The sequence below is a fragment of the Aquirufa sp. 5-AUSEE-100C1 genome (genome assembly GCF_054558655.1).
Genome location: NZ_JBPXKO010000001.1, coordinates 371,027 through 389,496, shown reverse-complemented (window position 1 = coordinate 389,496; position 18,470 = coordinate 371,027). Strand labels below are relative to the sequence as shown.

General features: G+C 36.9%; 20 protein-coding genes. 15 read left to right on the top strand and 5 right to left on the bottom strand.

Features of this window, described 5'->3' with window-relative positions:
• The first annotated feature begins 3 nt into the window (after positions 1–3).
• From ACMH5P_RS01715 to ACMH5P_RS01665, 11 genes are all read left to right on the top strand, one after another.
• Positions 4–1,281: a sigma-54 interaction domain-containing protein gene (locus tag ACMH5P_RS01715; protein WP_459492585.1), complete on the top strand. Its 1,278-nt coding sequence runs from the start codon at positions 4–6 to the stop codon at positions 1,279–1,281.
• Complete coding sequence (locus ACMH5P_RS01710) at positions 1,259–1,762, top strand: LptE family protein (protein WP_459492584.1); 504 nt, start codon at positions 1,259–1,261, stop codon at positions 1,760–1,762. The genes ACMH5P_RS01715 and ACMH5P_RS01710 overlap by 23 nt, the downstream gene beginning before the upstream one ends.
• Complete coding sequence (locus ACMH5P_RS01705) at positions 1,762–2,283, top strand: hypothetical protein (RefSeq protein ID WP_459492583.1); 522 nt, start codon at positions 1,762–1,764, stop codon at positions 2,281–2,283. The genes ACMH5P_RS01710 and ACMH5P_RS01705 overlap by 1 nt, the downstream gene beginning before the upstream one ends.
• 2 nt (positions 2,284–2,285) lie before the next feature.
• Positions 2,286–2,627, top strand: coding sequence for a preprotein translocase subunit SecG (gene secG, locus ACMH5P_RS01700; RefSeq protein WP_459492582.1), 342 nt, complete (start codon positions 2,286–2,288; stop codon positions 2,625–2,627).
• A gap of 111 nt (positions 2,628–2,738) precedes the next feature.
• A complete protein-coding gene (locus ACMH5P_RS01695; RefSeq protein ID WP_315575528.1) occupies positions 2,739–3,017 on the top strand; it encodes a co-chaperone GroES in 279 nt (92 codons plus the stop codon).
• A 33-nt stretch (positions 3,018–3,050) separates the two neighbouring features.
• Positions 3,051–4,679 carry a chaperonin GroEL gene (groL, locus tag ACMH5P_RS01690; protein ID WP_459492581.1) on the top strand — a complete coding sequence of 543 codons (1,629 nt, stop codon included), beginning with the start codon at positions 3,051–3,053 and terminating at the stop codon, positions 4,677–4,679.
• Between the two features lie 63 nt (positions 4,680–4,742).
• The gene (locus ACMH5P_RS01685) at positions 4,743–5,273 is read left to right on the top strand and encodes a 5' nucleotidase, NT5C type (protein WP_459492580.1); all 531 of its coding nucleotides are present in this window, start codon (positions 4,743–4,745) and stop codon (positions 5,271–5,273) included.
• Positions 5,270–6,409 (top strand): MFS transporter, encoded by a 1,140-nt coding sequence (locus tag ACMH5P_RS01680; protein ID WP_459492579.1) that lies wholly within the window; start codon positions 5,270–5,272, stop codon positions 6,407–6,409. Before ACMH5P_RS01685 ends, ACMH5P_RS01680 begins: the two co-directional genes overlap by 4 nt.
• A 7-nt stretch (positions 6,410–6,416) precedes the next feature.
• Positions 6,417–7,274: a helix-turn-helix domain-containing protein gene (locus tag ACMH5P_RS01675; protein ID WP_459492578.1), complete on the top strand. Its 858-nt coding sequence runs from the start codon at positions 6,417–6,419 to the stop codon at positions 7,272–7,274.
• A 71-nt stretch (positions 7,275–7,345) separates the two neighbouring features.
• Positions 7,346–8,656 (top strand): sugar porter family MFS transporter, encoded by a 1,311-nt coding sequence (locus ACMH5P_RS01670; protein WP_459492577.1) that lies wholly within the window; start codon positions 7,346–7,348, stop codon positions 8,654–8,656.
• A gap of 11 nt (positions 8,657–8,667) precedes the next feature.
• Positions 8,668–9,675, top strand: coding sequence for a GntR family transcriptional regulator (locus ACMH5P_RS01665; protein WP_459492576.1), 1,008 nt, complete (start codon positions 8,668–8,670; stop codon positions 9,673–9,675).
• On the opposite strand, the gene ACMH5P_RS01660 is transcribed toward ACMH5P_RS01665, so the two are convergent.
• A complete protein-coding gene (locus ACMH5P_RS01660; protein WP_459492575.1) occupies positions 9,670–10,116 on the bottom strand; it encodes an N-acetyltransferase family protein in 447 nt (148 codons plus the stop codon). The genes ACMH5P_RS01665 and ACMH5P_RS01660 overlap by 6 nt on opposite strands.
• Positions 10,117–10,118: 2 nt before the next feature.
• Positions 10,119–11,147, bottom strand: a complete 1,029-nt coding sequence (locus ACMH5P_RS01655) for an RluA family pseudouridine synthase (protein WP_459492574.1) — start codon at positions 11,145–11,147, stop codon at positions 10,119–10,121.
• Here ACMH5P_RS01655 and ACMH5P_RS01650 point away from each other — a divergent pair.
• Positions 11,140–12,009, top strand: a complete 870-nt coding sequence (locus ACMH5P_RS01650) for a 1-aminocyclopropane-1-carboxylate deaminase/D-cysteine desulfhydrase (RefSeq protein WP_459492573.1) — start codon at positions 11,140–11,142, stop codon at positions 12,007–12,009. The genes ACMH5P_RS01655 and ACMH5P_RS01650 overlap by 8 nt on opposite strands.
• Here ACMH5P_RS01650 and sufB read toward each other — a convergent pair.
• Entirely contained in the window at positions 12,006–13,460 is a 1,455-nt protein-coding gene (gene sufB / locus ACMH5P_RS01645; RefSeq protein WP_459492572.1) for a Fe-S cluster assembly protein SufB, read from the bottom strand. The two genes, ACMH5P_RS01650 and sufB, sit on opposite strands and share 4 nt — an antisense overlap.
• A gap of 79 nt (positions 13,461–13,539) precedes the next feature.
• Complete coding sequence (locus ACMH5P_RS01640) at positions 13,540–14,004, bottom strand: Lrp/AsnC ligand binding domain-containing protein (RefSeq protein WP_459492571.1); 465 nt, start codon at positions 14,002–14,004, stop codon at positions 13,540–13,542.
• Positions 14,005–14,421: 417 nt separating this feature from the next.
• On the opposite strand from ACMH5P_RS01640, the gene ACMH5P_RS01635 reads away from it, so the two are divergent.
• Together ACMH5P_RS01635 and pgi are read left to right on the top strand one after the other, a co-directional pair.
• The gene (locus tag ACMH5P_RS01635) at positions 14,422–15,057 is read left to right on the top strand and encodes a peroxiredoxin (RefSeq protein WP_459492570.1); all 636 of its coding nucleotides are present in this window, start codon (positions 14,422–14,424) and stop codon (positions 15,055–15,057) included.
• A gap of 102 nt (positions 15,058–15,159) precedes the next feature.
• Positions 15,160–16,809 carry a glucose-6-phosphate isomerase gene (pgi, locus tag ACMH5P_RS01630; RefSeq protein WP_459492569.1) on the top strand — a complete coding sequence of 550 codons (1,650 nt, stop codon included), beginning with the start codon at positions 15,160–15,162 and terminating at the stop codon, positions 16,807–16,809.
• On the opposite strand, the gene hisS is transcribed toward pgi, so the two are convergent.
• Complete coding sequence (hisS, locus tag ACMH5P_RS01625) at positions 16,810–18,180, bottom strand: histidine--tRNA ligase (RefSeq protein WP_459492568.1); 1,371 nt, start codon at positions 18,178–18,180, stop codon at positions 16,810–16,812.
• An 82-nt stretch (positions 18,181–18,262) separates the two neighbouring features.
• Here hisS and ACMH5P_RS01620 point away from each other — a divergent pair, with 82 nt between their 5' ends.
• Complete coding sequence (locus tag ACMH5P_RS01620; RefSeq protein ID WP_377976088.1) at positions 18,263–18,406, top strand: hypothetical protein; 144 nt, start codon at positions 18,263–18,265, stop codon at positions 18,404–18,406.
• The last annotated feature ends 64 nt before the right edge of the window (positions 18,407–18,470 follow it).

Below are 18,470 nucleotides of genomic sequence, written 5' to 3'. Positions count from 1 at the left end.
AATATGGAAACAAGTCACTTGACAGCTTTAAAAGCACGATTTGGAATTATCGGAAATGCCCCTTCCCTACTTCATGCTATTTCGATAGCAGAACAAGTGGCGCCAACTGATATGACCGTATTAATTACGGGTGAAAGTGGTTCCGGCAAGGAATCATTTTCTAAAATTATCCATACGCTATCCAAACGTAAACATGGCCAGTTTATAGCCGTCAACTGCGGAGCTATTCCCGAGGGTACGATAGATTCGGAATTATTTGGGCATGAAAAAGGATCTTTTACTGGAGCCATAGAGGCACGAAAAGGGTATTTTGAGGTAACTGACGGAGGAACGATATTCTTAGATGAAATTGCTGAAATGCCACTAGGGACGCAAGCTCGTTTACTGCGTGTCCTGGAAAATGGTGAATTTTATCGCGTCGGTTCTTCCAAAGTTCAAAAAACCAATACTCGTGTCGTTGCTGCAACCAATCTAAATTTACAGGACGCAATTAGTAAAGGAAAATTTAGAGAAGACTTGTACTATCGATTATGCACAGTGCCTATTTATGTGCCACCATTACGAGAGCGTGGGAATGATATCGAATTACTCTTCCGAAAATTCACAACCGATTTTTCTGAATCACATCGAGTAAAACCCATCACACTTACCAATGAGGCTAAATTGTTGTTACAAAAACAACATTTTCCAGGCAATATTCGTCAACTAAAAAACTTGGCGGAACAAATTTCAGTCCTTGAATTAGGTGACCGAATTGTTGATGAGGATAAACTACAAGAGTATCTAGCATTTAACGAACCCAAAATCAAATCCAACGTCATAAAATCTGACTTTTTTCAAAGTTCAGATGGAATGAACGAACGCGAAATACTTTACAAAATTCTATTTGATTTAAAGCGCGATGTTACCGAGCTCAAAAAAATCTTACTGAAAGTTATTGAATCGGGTAATGGTGTTAGTTATGATATTTTGCATGAAAATGCGAATTTATTTGCCGACATTAAACCCGCCGAGGGATTTGCATTACCCGCTCAACGAGTGGAAGAACCCATGGAAGCTATCTCAATAATCAATGAGGAACCTATCGATTTAAATTATGAAGAAATCATTACACCCAGTCAGGATGTAACTTTATCGCTCGAAAAGCAAGAAAAAGAAATTATCATCAAGGCATTGAAGAAAAATAAAAATAAACGTAAACATGCCGCCAAAGATTTGGGGATTTCTGAACGTACCTTATATCGTAAAATCAAACAATATGATTTGGAAGACTTGGCATAGTGCCCTATTTACCGTGTTATTGGTTTGCCTAAACAGTTGTTACAGCTTTAAAGGCGCTAGCTTATCGGCGGATCTTAAGACAATTCAAATTAATAATATACGTCTTGAAATTGCTGGCGGTCCTACCAATTTGAGTCTTACTTTTAATGAAAAGTTAAAAGAGTATTTCCAACGAAATACCACGCTAAAGTTGGTAAACCAAAATCCTGACTTATTAATCGAAGGAACGATTGTTGGTTACGAATTAACTCCCCAGGCACCTACTACAGATGATAAGGCTGGTTTAAATCGTTTAACCTTAAGAATATCATTTAATGTCGTAAATCGATTAGATGATACGAAGAATTTTGAACAGGAATTTTCATTTTATCAAGACTTCCCTCAAAATCAAACACTATCTCAGGTAGAGAAGACATTAATTCCTAAATTGACAGATCAAATTATTTTAGATTTGTTTAATAAAATAGCAGGTGATTGGTAATGGAACTGAATAAATCACAGCGTTTATGGTATTTACTGAACCGATTTGATCGAGATAATGAATCGGTGATGACTGACTTAACTAAGGATCAGGATCGTTATCCGTTTTTTTACCTACTCAATTGGAATAGTTACCAAGGAAAAAGCCTTTTGAGGAAAACTGCTTTACGTTCACCAATAAGAACACAGTTTTATCATACCCACCATGATGCTCCTGAAGTGAATCCTTCCATTGAGTCGGGAATCGATCAAATAGACATCATAAATCAATTTTTAGAAAACCTTCCAACATTAACTAAATCCAAAAAAACGTCCATGGGAGACGAGTTTGAACCATCATTGGACCTATCGGAAAAGCTTTGGACACCTCCCGTATCAGAGACATTTGCAATTATCTTGGTAAAACAACAAAAATATCAACAGGCTATCGAGATATATGAACAATTAATCTTGGCAAAACCTGAAAAAAGGCTTTACTTTGCATCTCGAATTTCAGATTTACAACAAAATATAACCGAATAAATATGTTTACGCTATTAATTTCACTTATCGTTCTTTTTTCAGTGCTACTGATTATCCTTATTTTGGTACAAAATCCAAAAGGTGGCGGTATCAGCGGTGAGTTTGGTTCATCCGGAGCAACTCAAATGTTTGGTGTACAAAAAACAGGCGATTTAGTAGAGCAATTAACTTGGGGCTTCTCTATTGCCATATTGGTATTGGTACTTGTTACAAACTTTACGATTTCCAATGGTACGACAGATGCAACTCAATCAGTAAACGTAGAAAAAGCAGCTACGAAAACTGTTCCTGCGGCTCCTGCTCCAATGGCACCAGCCCCTGCTACGGCTCCTACATCAAAATAAATAGCTGACATTTTTTCAGTATAAGATGCGTGGCATACATATTGTTTATGTAGTCACGCATTTCTATTTATTTAGAAATTATCATTTACAAAACTTAAATTTATTATAACCATGTCAAAATTAACGATCAAACCATTAGCAGATCGCGTTATTGTTGAGCCTGCTGCTGCGGAGGAAAAAACTGCATTTGGAATTATTATTCCAGATACTGCAAAAGAAAAACCACAAAAAGGGATCATTGTAGCTGTTGGTAATGGCAAGAAAGATGAACCTATCACAGTTAAAGTTGGCGACGAAGTATTGTATGGCAAGTATTCTGGAACTGAAATCACGATTGAAGGAAAGGATTACCTAATCATGCGTGAATCTGACATTTTTGCAGTTTTGTAATTTAGTTTAACCTATTAATCATTTTAATATATCATGGCAAAGGAATTATATTTCGACAGCGAAGCGCGCGAAAAGATGAAAAGAGGGGTTGATACCCTTGCAAATGCGGTTAAAGTTACTTTGGGCCCTAAAGGTCGTAACGTAATCATTGATAAAAAATTCGGGTCACCTTCAATTACAAAGGATGGTGTATCTGTGGCTAAAGAAATCGAATTAGAGGACGCAGTGGAAAACATGGGTGCTCAATTGGTTAAAGAAGTTGCATCGAAGACAGCTGATCAAGCGGGTGATGGTACAACGACTGCGACTGTGTTAACACAGGCTATTTACACGATTGGTTCAAAAAACGTTGCAGCTGGAGCAAACCCAATGGATTTGAAGAAAGGTATCGAAAAGGCTGTTGAAGTCATTGTGGCCAATCTAAAGTCTCAATCACGTCCCATTACTACTTCCAATGAAATTGCTCAAGTAGCTACTGTATCAGCTAACAACGATTATGAAATCGGTACAATGATTTCATCTGCGATGGATAAAGTTGGCCGTGAAGGTGTTATCACAGTGGAAGAGGCTCGTGGTACAGAAACGGAAGTTAAGACGGTAGAAGGTATGCAGTTCGACCGCGGCTATTTATCTCCTTATTTTGTAACCAATACGGAGAAAATGGAGGTTGAATTAGAAAAACCTTTCATTTTAATTTCAGAGAAGAAGGTGTCTTCAATGAAAGAATTACTACCTGTATTAGAAGGCGTTGCACAAACGGGTCGTCCATTGTTAATTATCTCAGAAGATGTAGATGGTGAAGCTTTAGCTACCTTGGTAGTTAACAAAATTCGTGGTGCGCTAAAAGTGGCTGCGGTAAAAGCCCCTGGATTCGGCGATCGTCGTAAAGCGATGTTGGAAGATATTGCTATCCTAACAGGAGGTACTGTTATTTCAGAAGAACGCGGATTCAAATTAGAGAACGCAACGATTGAATATTTAGGTCAAGCGGAAAAAATCATTATCGATAAAGACAATACGACAATTGTTAACGGTGCAGGTTCAGCGGATGACATTACCAATCGTGTGAATCAAATTAAAGCTCAAATCGAAAATACAACTTCGGATTACGATCGTGAGAAGCTACAAGAGCGTCTAGCTAAATTATCAGGTGGTGTTGCTATCTTATACATCGGTGCAGCTACTGAGGTTGAAATGAAAGAAAAGAAAGACCGTGTCGATGATGCATTACACGCAACCCGTGCGGCTGTTGAAGAAGGAATCATCGCGGGTGGTGGTGTTGCTTTAATTCGTGCTATTTCATCATTAGATGGTTTAAAAGGCGAAAACGAAGATCAAACAACAGGTATCAACATCATTCGTCAAGCAGTTGAAGCTCCATTACGCACCATTGTTGCTAATGCGGGTGGCGAGGGATCGGTAGTCATCAATGCGGTTAAAGGCGGAAAAGATGATTATGGTTACAATGCACGCGAAGATAAATATGAAAATATGATTGCGGCGGGTATTATTGACCCAACGAAAGTAACACGTTTGGCGTTAGAAAACGCAGCTTCTATTGCTGGTTTATTATTAACGACAGAGTGTGTTATTGCCGACAAGCCTGCTAACGAAGCACCTCACTCACACGCACCAGGTGGTGGAATGGGTGGAATGATGTAATTCCTCGTTAGAATATCTACTAAAAACTCCCCATATTTGGGGAGTTTTTTATTTGTAAAAACCATGAAAAGAATTGCAATCGACATGGATGATGTAATGGCAGACACAACTGTCAAAATCATTCAATACATAAATAAACGAGTACAAGGTAATTTTACCTATGAAAATTTATTGAATGCTACCAACGAGCAGAAAAAGCATTTTTACGAATTGTACCTCGCTAATAATGACTTTCTATGGGATGAAGGCTTTTTTGAAGATATCCCGGTTAAACCCGATGCTGTTGAGGTGATTCAGGCATTAATGGAAAAGTATGAGGTATTTATTGTATCGGCTGCCACAGAATTTCCAAACTCGATGAAAGAAAAATTAAATTGGATGAAGAAACATTTTCCATTTATTGGTTGGCAACATATCGTATTCTGTGGACATAAACACATGATTTTAGCAGATTACTTAATCGACGATCATGAAAAAAATTTAAAAACATTTACAGGTACGCCTCTCCTATTTACGGCGCCACATAATTTGCATTTGAATGAATATGAGCGAGTAAATTCATGGTTAGAAGTAAAAATGCGCTTATTATCATGAGTGAATTAGTTAAGAACCGCCTAAGCATAGGTATTTTATTTTTTCTATGTGGATTGAATTTCGCCACATGGGCCACTCGGATTCCAGATTTTAAATATTATTTAAAGCTGTCTGATGCACAATTAGGTGGCGTATTGATGGGTTTACCTTTGGGTTCACTCGTTTCATTACCTATCGCCGGTTGGCTTATTTCTAAGTTCAATTCAAGAGTCATATGTATTGTAGCCGTCTTCTTATATATTGTCATAATACCCGTGATTGGCTTTAGTAATAGTTCAATCAGTTTATTTACATGTTTATTCTTTTTCGGAATGGCAGGTGATATTCTCAATATCGCGATGAATACTCAAGTTGTGGCATTGGAAGCAAAAATGAATAAAATAATCATGTCTTCTTTCCATGCTGTCTTTTCGATTGGGTTAATGATAGGATCTATGATTGGAGGAATACTTGCTAAAAATGGATATTCATTTCAATCTCATTTTGATATAATTGCAGCAGTCAATGTAGTAAGTATCCCCTTCTTTTATCCTAGCCTTATAAAAAATGAGAAAAAAGAAGAGCAAGAAGCTAAATCGAAATCATCTTTTCTTAACCTCGGTAGCTACCTATTTGTACTTGCCTTGGTAGCCTTTTGCGGTATGTTATGTGAAGGTGCTATGGCCGACTGGATTACGTTGTACTTCAAAGAAAATGTCACTACGATAAATTATCCATCAACCATAGGATTTTCTGCATTTGCCATGGCAATGGTTGTTGGTCGATTTCTCGGAGATTATATTTCTCAAAAATTTGGAGTCAAAAATGTTCTGATTGGAAATGGTTTATTCGTGAGTATTGGAATGTTTCTCACATTAATGATGTCACAAGTTGAGTTTAAAATTTTCGGATGCTTTTTAACAGGTTTAGGAATTTCAACCATAGTACCGTTAATTTATTCGCAGGCAGGAAATCAAAAAAGAATTGAACCTGCGATTGCCATTGCCGGGGTATCTACAATTGCCTATATTGGATTTCTAATTGGTCCTGTTTTAATTGGTTTCTTAGCTGATTTTTTTGAATTACGAAAAGCGCTAATTTTATTGATCATATTAGGTTTAAGTGCAAGTACGGTAGCTAACAGGTATATTAAATAGTTTGGCCATGCTCATACATTATAAGAAACCAGAAGGGATTTTAGCTAATTTTATTGACCATTATTGGGAAAAGAAGATGGAGTCCACCGAAGATATCCCTTATGAAGTAGAAACCATTTTTCCCGAAGATCAAGTTGTTATCACTTTTTCATTGGGAAATGTATTTTATCGTGCTGTCCAAAATCCAACAGATTTTCTGCCGATAAACGGGTCACTAATTGAGTCCCTACATACGTTACCAACCTATTATAAACATCAAGTTGGAAATCACATATTCGGCATTAAATTCAAATTAGGAGGACTGGCTTGTTTTTCAGCGGAATCCTTTAAAAATTTCAACAATACCAATTGCTCAATCGATAAGTTTCTAATCCCACCACCACAAAATTTTCACTCGCTATTGTTAGGTTCAAACAGTTTCGAAGAAAGAGTTCAGTTATTTGAAGCTTATTTCTCTCCACTCCTAATTCTATCAAAAATAAAGAAATGGGAGCGTTTGAATCATTTTGTGGAAATACTAGAATCTGATCAGGATATTAACGCAGCTTTATACAAAACAATTACCCGATCATTTATCGAATTGACAGGTATTACTCCAAAGGATTATTTACAGCTTAAGCGAATTAATCAATCACTTGCCTATTTTGCCCAAAATAAGAGCTCAAAAAATCAAGAATTGGCAGAGATCCTTGGCTTTTATGATACGGCCCATTTTAATCATACGTTTAAAAAATTCACTGGCAAAACTCCACAAACATTTGTTCAAGAAATCGAGCAAATGCAGCCAAATGAATTTATCGAAGAATTCAAACAATACATTTCACCTGAACATCTTCTATATTACTCTTCTAAAAAACATACCTAAGTCAAAAAGTCCGTTTATTACAACCTTATATAGCTAATTTGGTATTAAATTGTATGTCAAAATAATAGCAAATGAATAAACATGTAATCTTTTGGTCAATCACCGTTGGTCTGGGCGGAATGTTATTTGGAATGGATATGACGGTCATTTCAGGCGTTGAAAAAACAATCAAGACACTTTGGAATTTAGATGATTGGACCCATGGATTTGCTATGGCTACTGCACTTTATGGTACCGTCCTAGGTGCGGCATTTGGAGGTATTCCAGCTGATAAATTTGGTCGAAAAAAGACTTTATTTTGGATCGGCTTAAGTTTTCTAATCTCCTCGATTGGTGCAGCCTTAGCTAATGATGTCAATAGCTTTATGATTTTTCGGTTTTTAGGAGGACTTGGTATCGGAGCATCGTCAGTTGTTGCACCTATTTACATATCTGAAATTGCGCCCGCAAAGCATCGTGGGAAATTAGTTATCTCTTTCCAATTAAACATTGTATTAGGAATACTCATTGCATATGTATCAAATTATTTTCTTAGTGGTTTAGGTGAAAACGATTGGCGCTATATGTTGGCCATTGTAGGACTTCCAAGTCTTTTATTTTCCATCCTAATCTTATTCACACCTGAGAGTCCCACTTTCTTGTTGTTACATCGTAATGATCTAGCTGGAGCAAAGAAAATCTTAGAATTAGTTGATGATGAGTCAGATGCCACAATTCAAAGGATATTAGAAAACAAATCGGTATCCGTTCAGAAAGAAAATATATTCACCAACAAATACTATCGCCCACTTTTATTGTCATTTTTATTTTCTTTTTTCAACCAAGTTTCGGGTATAAATGCTGTTTTATATTACGCACCACGAATTTTTGAAGAAGCTCATTTAGATAAATCGAGTGCCTTATTACAGTCAGCAGGAATTGGTGTAGCGAATCTAATTTTCACCTTAATTGGCTGGTACCTCATTGACCGAGTGGGTCGGAAAGTATTGATGTATATCGGTTCAATTGGATATATAATTTCATTAAGTCTTATCGCCTATTCATTTTATAGTTCATCCTTCGAATGGGTACCGATGTACATTTTTGCCTTTATAGCCGCACACGCTATTGGTCAAGGTTCTGTTATTTGGGTATTCATTTCCGAAATATTCCCAAATTCGGTTCGGGCAACAGGTATGGCTTGGGGCTCCTTAACGCACTGGATTTTAGCTGCCTTAATCACAAATTTCTTCCCTATCTTCACCACATTACTTGGGGAAACTAGCATCTTTGCATTTTTTGCCATCATGATGGTTTTCCAATTGGCTTATGTCAAATTCATGATGCCTGAAACCAAAGGAGCAACTTTAGAAGATATTGAAAAACAAATTGTCATTCATTAATACCTTTAACGATGATCCAATTCGATCCTACCAGCAATAAGCCCAAATATCAGCAACTGATTGATAGTATCGTGGATGCCATTGATTCAGGTAATTTTGAGCGTGGAAAACAATTGCCATCAATTAACGTGGTAGCCAGTGAATTTGGCATGGCTAGAATGACCGTTACTAAAGCCTATGATGAATTAAGAGAACGCGGATTAATAACATCCCATCATGGAAAGGGGTTTTACGTTGCTTCAACAGACACACGGAGCAATTTAAATGTATTCATATTAATGGATGCCTTAACCCCTTATAAAGAAATATTATTGGATAATATCTTAGAGCATCTTGGCGAAGGTGTTACCCATACCCTATTCTTTCATTACCATGACATTAATCTTTTTGAAAATTTGATTAATGATAATTTAGGGAAATACAATCACTACATCATATTGCCCCACTTCAACAAAAGTGTTTCCGCTATCTTATCGAAAATACCCAAGGATAAGTTGCTAGTCCTCGACATCGATGTGAAGGAATTTGGATCAGATTCAGCTATTCTATTTCAAAATTTTGAATCCAATATTTATCAAGGATTATCAGAATGCTACGCTAAGATTAAAAAGTATAAAGCCATCAATTTGGTCTTAAGCAGCAAGAGTTTTCAATATACGCCAAATGGGATAATAAAAGGGTTTACAAAATTCTGTGCTGATAATGAATTGAATCATGACATTATCCCCGACTTAGAAGAGGAACTGGACATAAAAGAAAATGAAGCCTATATCGTTTTCCGCGAATTTGATTTAATAAAAATGATAAACTGGTGTACGAAAAAACAATGGAAATTTGGCCGAGAAGTAGGTGTAATTTCCTATGACGATACACCGCTAAAAGAAATCATTTCAGAAGGTATTTCTGTTATTTCCAATGATTTTGCATTGATGGGTGAACGCGCAGCGAAAATGATCCTTGAAAAAACAAAAGGACGCTATTCAAATGAATATTATTTCATTGATCGAAATTCACTATAAATTAACATTGACGTTAATCCATTCCCCATCGAATTTTGCATCATATTGCTTATAAAATTCAATAGCTGGTGTATTCCAATCCAATACCTGCCACATCATGCCTGTACAATTAGTTATTTTAGCTTCCTCAAAGCAAATTTCAATTAATTTCTTACCGATTCCTAAGCTGCGAAACTCATCTTTCACATACAAATCTTCGAGGTAAAAACGTTTCCCCTTCCAAGTAGAGAACCGAAAATACCATAAAGCAAAGCCCGCTAATTTCCCTTGATAGAAAGCAAGATAAGAACCAAAAAGAGGATTTTCTCCGAATCCATTAACTTCATAATCCGCCAAAGTAGCCGTAACTTCCTCCGGCGCTTTTTCAAATAGTGCTAATTCCTTTACTAATTCAAATATGATAGGGATATCCTCCCGTGTAGCTCGTCTTAATTCTATCATGTTTACTCGTTGGTAAATTGTCTCAATTTATTCAATAAATTTTTAAAATCGTTTGGGAATTCACTATCAAATTGAATCCATTCATGCGTCATTGGATGTTCGAAACCTAACGAATAGGCATGCAGCGCTTGTCTAGGACATAGCTTAAACATGTTGTCGACAAATTGTTTAAAATTTGCCCTTGTGCTCATAAAACGTATTTTATCGCCACCGTAAGACGCATCCGAAACCAAGGGATGTCCCATGGATTGCGCATGAGCACGAATTTGATGAGTCCTCCCCGTTTCTAAATTAAATTTAACAAAAGAACAAAAGCCAAAGGATTCAATGACTTCGTAATGCGTAATGGCCAACTTGCCTTCTTCGCTATCTTCAGGAAGCATAAACATGATTTTACGATCCTTGGGATGCCGCGTGATATTTCCACGCAAGGTCCCTTGGGGTTCTTTAGGTACCCCCCATAAAATGGCATAATAGGTACGCTCTATGCTGTGGTCGAAAAATTGCTTGGCTAAAAAAGTCATGGCAAATTCCGATTTAGCAATGACCAATAAACCTGAGGTATCCTTGTCGATTCGATGCACTAAACCGGGTCGGATATTGTTATTACCAGGTAAATGTTGACAATAATAAAGTAAACCGTTGACCAAAGTACCATTCCAATTGCCATGTGCCGGATGTACGACCATGCCCGGTTCTTTATTGATAATCATCAAATCATCATCCTCATAAACAATATTGATCGGAATATTTTCCGGAATAACTTCCGTATCTCTTGGCGGCGTTGAGAATGAAACAGAAATCTCATCAAAGGGCTTTACCTTATAATTCGATTTAACTAATTGGTCATTGACCTTAACTGCTCCCGCTTCGATGCCCGTCTGAATTTTAGACCGACTCGAATTCGCAATTTTTAGTAATAAGTATTTATCTATTCTGAGTAATTGCTGACCTTTGTCAACGACAAAGTTAAAATGCTCAAATAAATCATCTTCTGATTCAATTGGGTCTATTTCTGGATCTATGGACATCTTACAATTTGAAAAACAATTCTTGAACTTACCATCACCCGTGGAAGAAATTCATGATGCGTTGTTTGAAGAAAAACAAATTAGTGTTTTTGTCAAACGAGATGATTTAATTCACCCCATCATCAGTGGCAATAAGTGGCGCAAATTAAGAGAATATATTCAATTCGCCCAATTAAATGGAATTAAGCAAATTATTAGTTTTGGTGGGGCCTACTCAAACCACTTATATGCGTTGGCCTTTGCGACAAAAGCATTCGATATTAAGTCCATTGGAATCGTTCGGGGTGAAGAATTAAACACCAATAGTAATCCCTATTTAGAACAGATGAAGGCATGGGATATGGATCTGCATTTTATCAGTCGGTCCAATTATCAAGCCAAACAAATACCCGAAGCTGTTCCTCAAACCAATAGTTTAAACATAGCAGAAGGTGGTTTTGGCAACAAGGCTATCGTCGGGATAGCTGAATTAAGTAAAGAAATCGAGAGCTTTAAAAGTTTAGACTACTTGATTTGCCCTATCGGTACAGGAGCCACCTATTTGGGACTCTGTCAATTGCTACAAGGTGTAAAAATAATCGGTATACTGACGCTAAATAATAAGGCTGAAATTGAAGGTAATTCCCAAGAATTAGGTATTCCTATTCAAACGATAAACGATCAATATGTGTTTGGGAAATATGCCAAACAGGCCAATGTATTAGACACTTTTTGTGAACAATTCCATCAAAAACACCAGATAAAAATAGAGCCCATATACACCGGAAGGATGTTTTATGGACTCTATGATTTAATTTCAAAAGATTTCTTTAAACCAGGTAGCCAAATCGTGGCATTACATACAGGTGGTAATAAAGCTTAACCTACGGAACCTTCTAAAGAAATAGCCAAAAGCTTCTGAGCTTCTACAGCAAACTCCATCGGTAATTGGTTTAAAACTTCTTTAGCATAACCATTGACGATTAGTGCGATAGCCGTTTCCGTGGATAAGCCTCGCTGATTACAGTAGAAGATTTGATCTTCTCCAATTTTAGACGTAGTTGCCTCGTGTTCAACCGAAGATGAACTATTTTTGACTTCTAAATACGGGAACGTATGCGCTCCACATTTATCCCCTAAAAGTAATGAATCGCATTGCGAGAAGTTCTTGGCTTTATCAGCCTTACGCGCGACTTGAACTAATCCACGGTAAGAGTTTTGAGAAAAACCTGCGGAAATACCTTTCGATACAATGCGTGATTTGGAGTGTTTACCCAAATGTATCATTTTGGTACCCGTATCAGCTTGTTGGTAGTTATTGGTTACCGCAACCGAGTAAAACTCACCGATCGAATAATCTCCTTTCAAAACTACAGATGGATATTTCCACGTGACTGCTGATCCCGTTTCTACTTGTGTCCAAGATAATTTAGAATGCTCTCCATCACAAATTCCACGTTTGGTCACAAAATTAAAAATACCACCCTTACCGTCCTTGTCACCAGGATACCAGTTTTGAACGGTTGAATATTTTACCTCTGCCCCCTTGTGTACAAATATCTCTACAACAGCCGCGTGCAACTGATTTTCATCACGTTGCGGTGCTGTACATCCCTCTAAATAACTTACATAAGAATCTTCATCAGCGACAATTAACGTACGCTCAAATTGACCCGTGCCTGCAGCATTTATTCTGAAATATGTAGATAATTCCATCGGGCAACGAACACCTTTCGGAATGTAGCAGAAAGAACCGTCAGAAAATACGGCAGCATTCAAAGCGGAGAAAAAATTGTCTTTAACAGGAACGACACTCCCTAAGTATTTTTTTACTAATTCGGGATGTTCCTTAATGGCTTCGGAAATAGAACAAAATATAATACCTTTTTCAGCTAAAGTCTCTTTGTAGGTAGTAGCCACAGAAACAGAATCAATTACTGCATCCACAGCTACAGCAACACCTGATATACGTTTTTGCTCATCAAGGGAGATTCCTAATTTCTCAAAAGTCCGACGAAGTTCTGGATCAATTTCATCCAAAGAATTTAAGGTCTTCTTGGGTTTCGGAGCTGAATAATATTTAAGCGCTTGGTAATCTGAGGGAGTATAGGTCAAATTAGCCCAATCGGGTTCCTTTAACGTTTTCCAATGATTGAATGCCGCCAATCGCCATTCAAACATCCACTCGGGTTCGTTCTTCTTATCAGAAATAAATCGAATAATCGATTCATCCAATCCCATTGGGGCTTCATCAGTCTCAAAATTCGACTCAAAACCATACTTGTAGTCGGAATTCGTTACCTCTAATAAAATATCATCTGGATGCTCTGCCATGTTCTTTTGTGATTAGAACACAAAATTACAAAGCGAAAAGATAAAATAGAAGCATTTAAGTAGAATGAATCTAAATAATCTAAAATAATGGGGTATTTCGAATCAAACTTTCCTCCAAGGATATAAAGGTTTCTGTCCGCTGAATTCCACTAACACGCTGAATTTTATCATGCAATACCTCTCGAAGATGTTGGGTATCCCGACAAATAATCTTCGCAAAAATACTATAGATACCGGTTGTATAGTGAATATTAACTACTTCTGGTATCGCCTCTAATTGCTTGGCTACATCCTCATAGAGTGAACTTTTATCTAAGTAAATGCCTAGAAAGGCTGTGATATCCCAACCTATTTTAGAATAATCGATTAATAATTGAGCACCTTTAACAATACCCATAGATTCCATCTTTTTCATCCGGACGTGTACGGTACCGCCTGAAACATCTAAACGCTGCCCGATTTCGGTATAAGGTAAATTAGCGTCCTCTACGAGTATTTTAAGAATTTTATAATCTAAAGGATCTAAATCTGTCTTCTTGTCCATTCGAAATTTTCAATATTTAGGTTAAATTTTTAAAAAATATCCAACAAATTGATATTTTTTTTAAAATATTTTGAAATAATTAAAATCATCTTTTATATTTGTCTTAAGATAATTACAAAGGTAGTTATTTTTTCACTGTAGGGTGATGAAATTGGCAGACGTGCCCTCCTGTCTCGGGGGTGGTGAGTTCAGGATAAACACGGCATAATGGGTTGACCACTAAATCAGTTCTGTGTCGAGGCTAACTGCACCTTGGAGGTTCGAATCCTTCTCCTACAGCATTTTAATTATTTGGTTTTTAGTTTGTTGATGAAGTGTAATGTTAAAAGCAATCTTATTTTAGGATTGCTTTTTTTATTGTAGCAATAATCTATATATTTGATAGAATAAATAGTTTAAATTTTAACCCTTTTCATTATGTCAATACATTTAGGCGATATCGCACCGGATTTTAGTGCTGACACAACACAAGGTCCTATTAACTTCCATGAATGGATAAAAGACTCATGGGTATTACTGTTTAGTCACCCAGCGGATTTTACTCCTGTCTGCACGACTGAATTAGGGAAAACTGCTCTTTTGGCTGGAGATTTTGATAAACGCGGAGTTAAAGCAATTGCTATTTCTGTGGATGATTTAGATTCTCACAATCAATGGGTTCCTGATATCGAAGAAGTCAATAACGTCAAAGTTAACTTCCCGATTATCGCTGATCCTGAAAAAAAGGTTGCCTTATTATATGATATGATTCACCCGAATGCATCAGAAAAAGCTACTGTTCGTTCCGTATTTATCATTGGACCCGATAAAAAGATTAAACTAACACTCACCTACCCTGCTTCCACCGGCCGTAACTTTACAGAAATTTTACGAGTAATTGATTCGCTTCAATTAACGGCTAATTACCAAGTTGCCACACCAGCAGATTGGAAAAATGGTGAAGATGTAATCATTACCCCAGCAGTATCCAATGAAGATGCTGTTGCTAAATTCCCGAAGGGATTTACAACAGTCAAACCTTATTTGCGTAAAACTCCACAGCCTAACCTATAGGTCTGTTTAGTTATATTTAAGGGGTGCAAGGACTACTTGTACCCCTTTTTTAATCCCAGAAAAATTGTATTTTTGAGAAAATTTAAGCCAAAAGTATTTATAATGACCTTATCCAATATTGCATTCGCTGAGACCAAAGCTTTTCAAGAATTAGCAAAAGACCGTGATCGTTTAGCAAAAAACAATCTTAAAAATTTATTTAAAGACGAACCTAACCGTCAATCAAAATACAGTATTCTTGACCAAGATATTTTACTTGATTTCTCAAAGAATATATTAGACGAGTCAGCATTTAAACACCTCATTGATTTAGCGAATGAATGCCAACTTGAACAAGCCATAAAAGCTCAGTTCAACGGAACAAAAATCAACCAAACCGAAAATAGATCCGTTTTACATACTGCCTTACGTGCAAAATCTTCGCAGAACATTCTTGTAGACGGAGAAAACGTTATTCCAAAGATACAGTCGGTCAAAGAACACATGAAGTCCTTTACCGAAAAAATCATCTCGGGTGATTGGAAAGGATATTCAGGAAAAGCCATCACGGATGTTGTCAATATTGGAATTGGAGGGTCAGACCTTGGTCCTGTCATGGTAACAGAAGCGTTAAAACCTTATAAAAACCACCTAAATATACATTTTGTAAGTAATGTTGACGGAACACATATTGCAGAAACCTTAAAGAAGGTTAATCCTGAAACCACCTTATTTCTAATAGCTTCCAAAACATTTACGACACAAGAAACCATGGCAAACGCCTTTTCGGCTAGAAATTGGTTTTTAGAGGCTGCTAAAAATGAAGCATCTGTGTCTAAACATTTCGTAGCACTTTCAACCAATGCTAAAGCAGTTAGTGACTTTGGAATTGATGTAGCTAATATGTTTGAATTTTGGGATTGGGTTGGTGGTCGTTATTCATTGTGGTCAGCCATTGGATTATCCATCGCGTTATCGATTGGATATGCCAACTTTGAATTATTATTAGAAGGGGCCCATGAAATGGATACCCATTTTGCGACAGCTTCCTTTGAAAAGAACATGCCTGTCATTCTCGCATTATTGGGAATTTGGTACGTAAATTTCTTCGATGCATCAACCCATGCAATTCTTCCTTACGATCAGTACATGCATCGCTTTGCGGCCTATTTCCAACAAGGAGACATGGAGTCCAACGGAAAATCAGTTGATCGCAATGGAAAGCGTGTGAATTACAATACAGGTCCGGTGATTTGGGGTGAACCAGGAACGAATGGCCAACATGCTTTTTATCAATTGATTCACCAAGGCACGCAATTAATTCCAGCGGATTTTATCGCTCCTGCCATCACGCACAATCAAATTGGCAATCACCATACATTGTTGATGTCAAATTTCTTCGCGCAAACTGAAGCTTTGATGAATGGAAAAACCAAGGAACAAGTTGACGCTGAATTAGCCAAAGCTGGATTAAACGAAGAGCAAATCGCAAAATTAAGTCCCTTTAAGGTGTTTGAAGGGAATAAGCCAACTAACTCAATCCTAGTAAAACAAATCACTCCCAAAACCTTAGGCGCATTAATTGCTATGTACGAGCATAAAATATTCGTACAAGGTGTTATTTGGAATGTATTTTCTTATGATCAATGGGGCGTCGAATTGGGTAAGCAATTGGCAAATTCTATCCTACCTGAACTAGAGAATAATGAAAAAATCCATTCGCATGATAGTTCTACGAATGGATTGATTAACCAGTTTAAAGCCTGGAGATAATTATTTTCCCAAATAGTCGATTAAACCTGAGATGGAGAGTACTTGTTGCTCTCCATTTTTCATATCTTTCAGACTTACTGTCTGATCTTTAATTTCCTGATCACCAATTACCCCAACAAATGGAATACCTTTTTTATCAGCAAATTCAAAAGACTTCTTGATTTTTGCGATATCGGGGTAAACCTCGGTTGGAATACCACTATTTCGTAAGGCAGATGCCACACGAATAGCCTCTAATTGGCCAGTAGAATCAAAATAAGTCAACAAAACTTTACTTGCACTCAACTGAATTTCTGGGAATAAATTCAATTCGCGCATCACATCGATGATTCGCTCAATTCCAAACGAAATACCTACTCCACTCATATTAGGCAAACCAAAAGCCTCTGTCAGATTATCATATCTTCCACCACCAACGATCGATCCAAAAGGTAAATCAACAGCCTTTCCCTCATAAATTAACCCCGTATAATAACTTAAACCACGAGCTAATTTAAAATCAAAAATGACATTTGAATTATCGTATCCGTTCAATTCAGAAAGCTCCAGAACTGATTTAATTTCTTTTAATCCGGCAACTCCCATTTCGTTAGTACCTATAAAATCCTCCAAAAGATTTAGCTTGGAGGAATTATCTCCAGTAAACTGAAACAGGGTTTTCAATTTATTGGTTTGATCATTGGTAAACCCATTCGAAATAAGTTCTACCGCAACAGCATCCCAACCAATTTTATCTAATTTATCAATAGCAACTGCGAAAGGAACAAATAGATCAATGGCTCCTAGACAATCCACAATACCTGCTAAAACCTTTCTTGAATTAATAATCAAATTGGTCTTTAAATTCAGAGATTGAAAAATAGCTTGAAACAAAGCGATTAATTCCGCTTCGTTTACCAAGGAATCGGAACCAATAATGTCGGCATCGCATTGATAAAACTCACGGTAACGCCCCTTTTGTGGACGATCTGCACGCCAAACAGGTTGAATCTGTGAGCGTCTAAATGGAAAGGCTACATCATTCCGATTCATCGCGACAAACCGCGCAAATGGAACTGTTAAATCATATCGTAAACCCTTTTCTGAAATTTGAGGCAATAAAGCTTTGGATCCAGCTTGAATTACTTGAGGATCAGCTTTACTCAAATAATCACCTGAATTTAAAATTTTAAATAGTAATTGATCCCCCTCGTCCCCATATTTACCCGTTAATACGGAAAGATTTTCCATCGCAGGAGTTTCAATAGCCTGAAAGCCAAAAGCCTCGAAATGCTTTCTGATAATAGAGAAAACATAATTTCGAAGAGCCATCTCCTTAGGACCAAAATCTCTTGTACCGCGTGCGTTGTTGGGCTTTTGTATTACTTTCATGAAACAAATTTAATTATTCGAGGCAGATTATTTGATATATAAGCAATAATTCCTATTTTTGCACACCAAAATTATTATCGACATGGCCGTAACTAGACTAAAAAGAAAAGACAGAAGAAATAAAGCAGTAGCTAACAATAAAGTGGAAGCTATTAAAATCTTGAAACAAAGACCAATTATTAAATTAGTAGATATTGAGGCTATCAAAGCTTCATTTGCGAAATAATAATTATTTCTTGAAATTGGAACCGGTATAGACTACCGGTTTTTTTTTGTTCAAAATATAAATC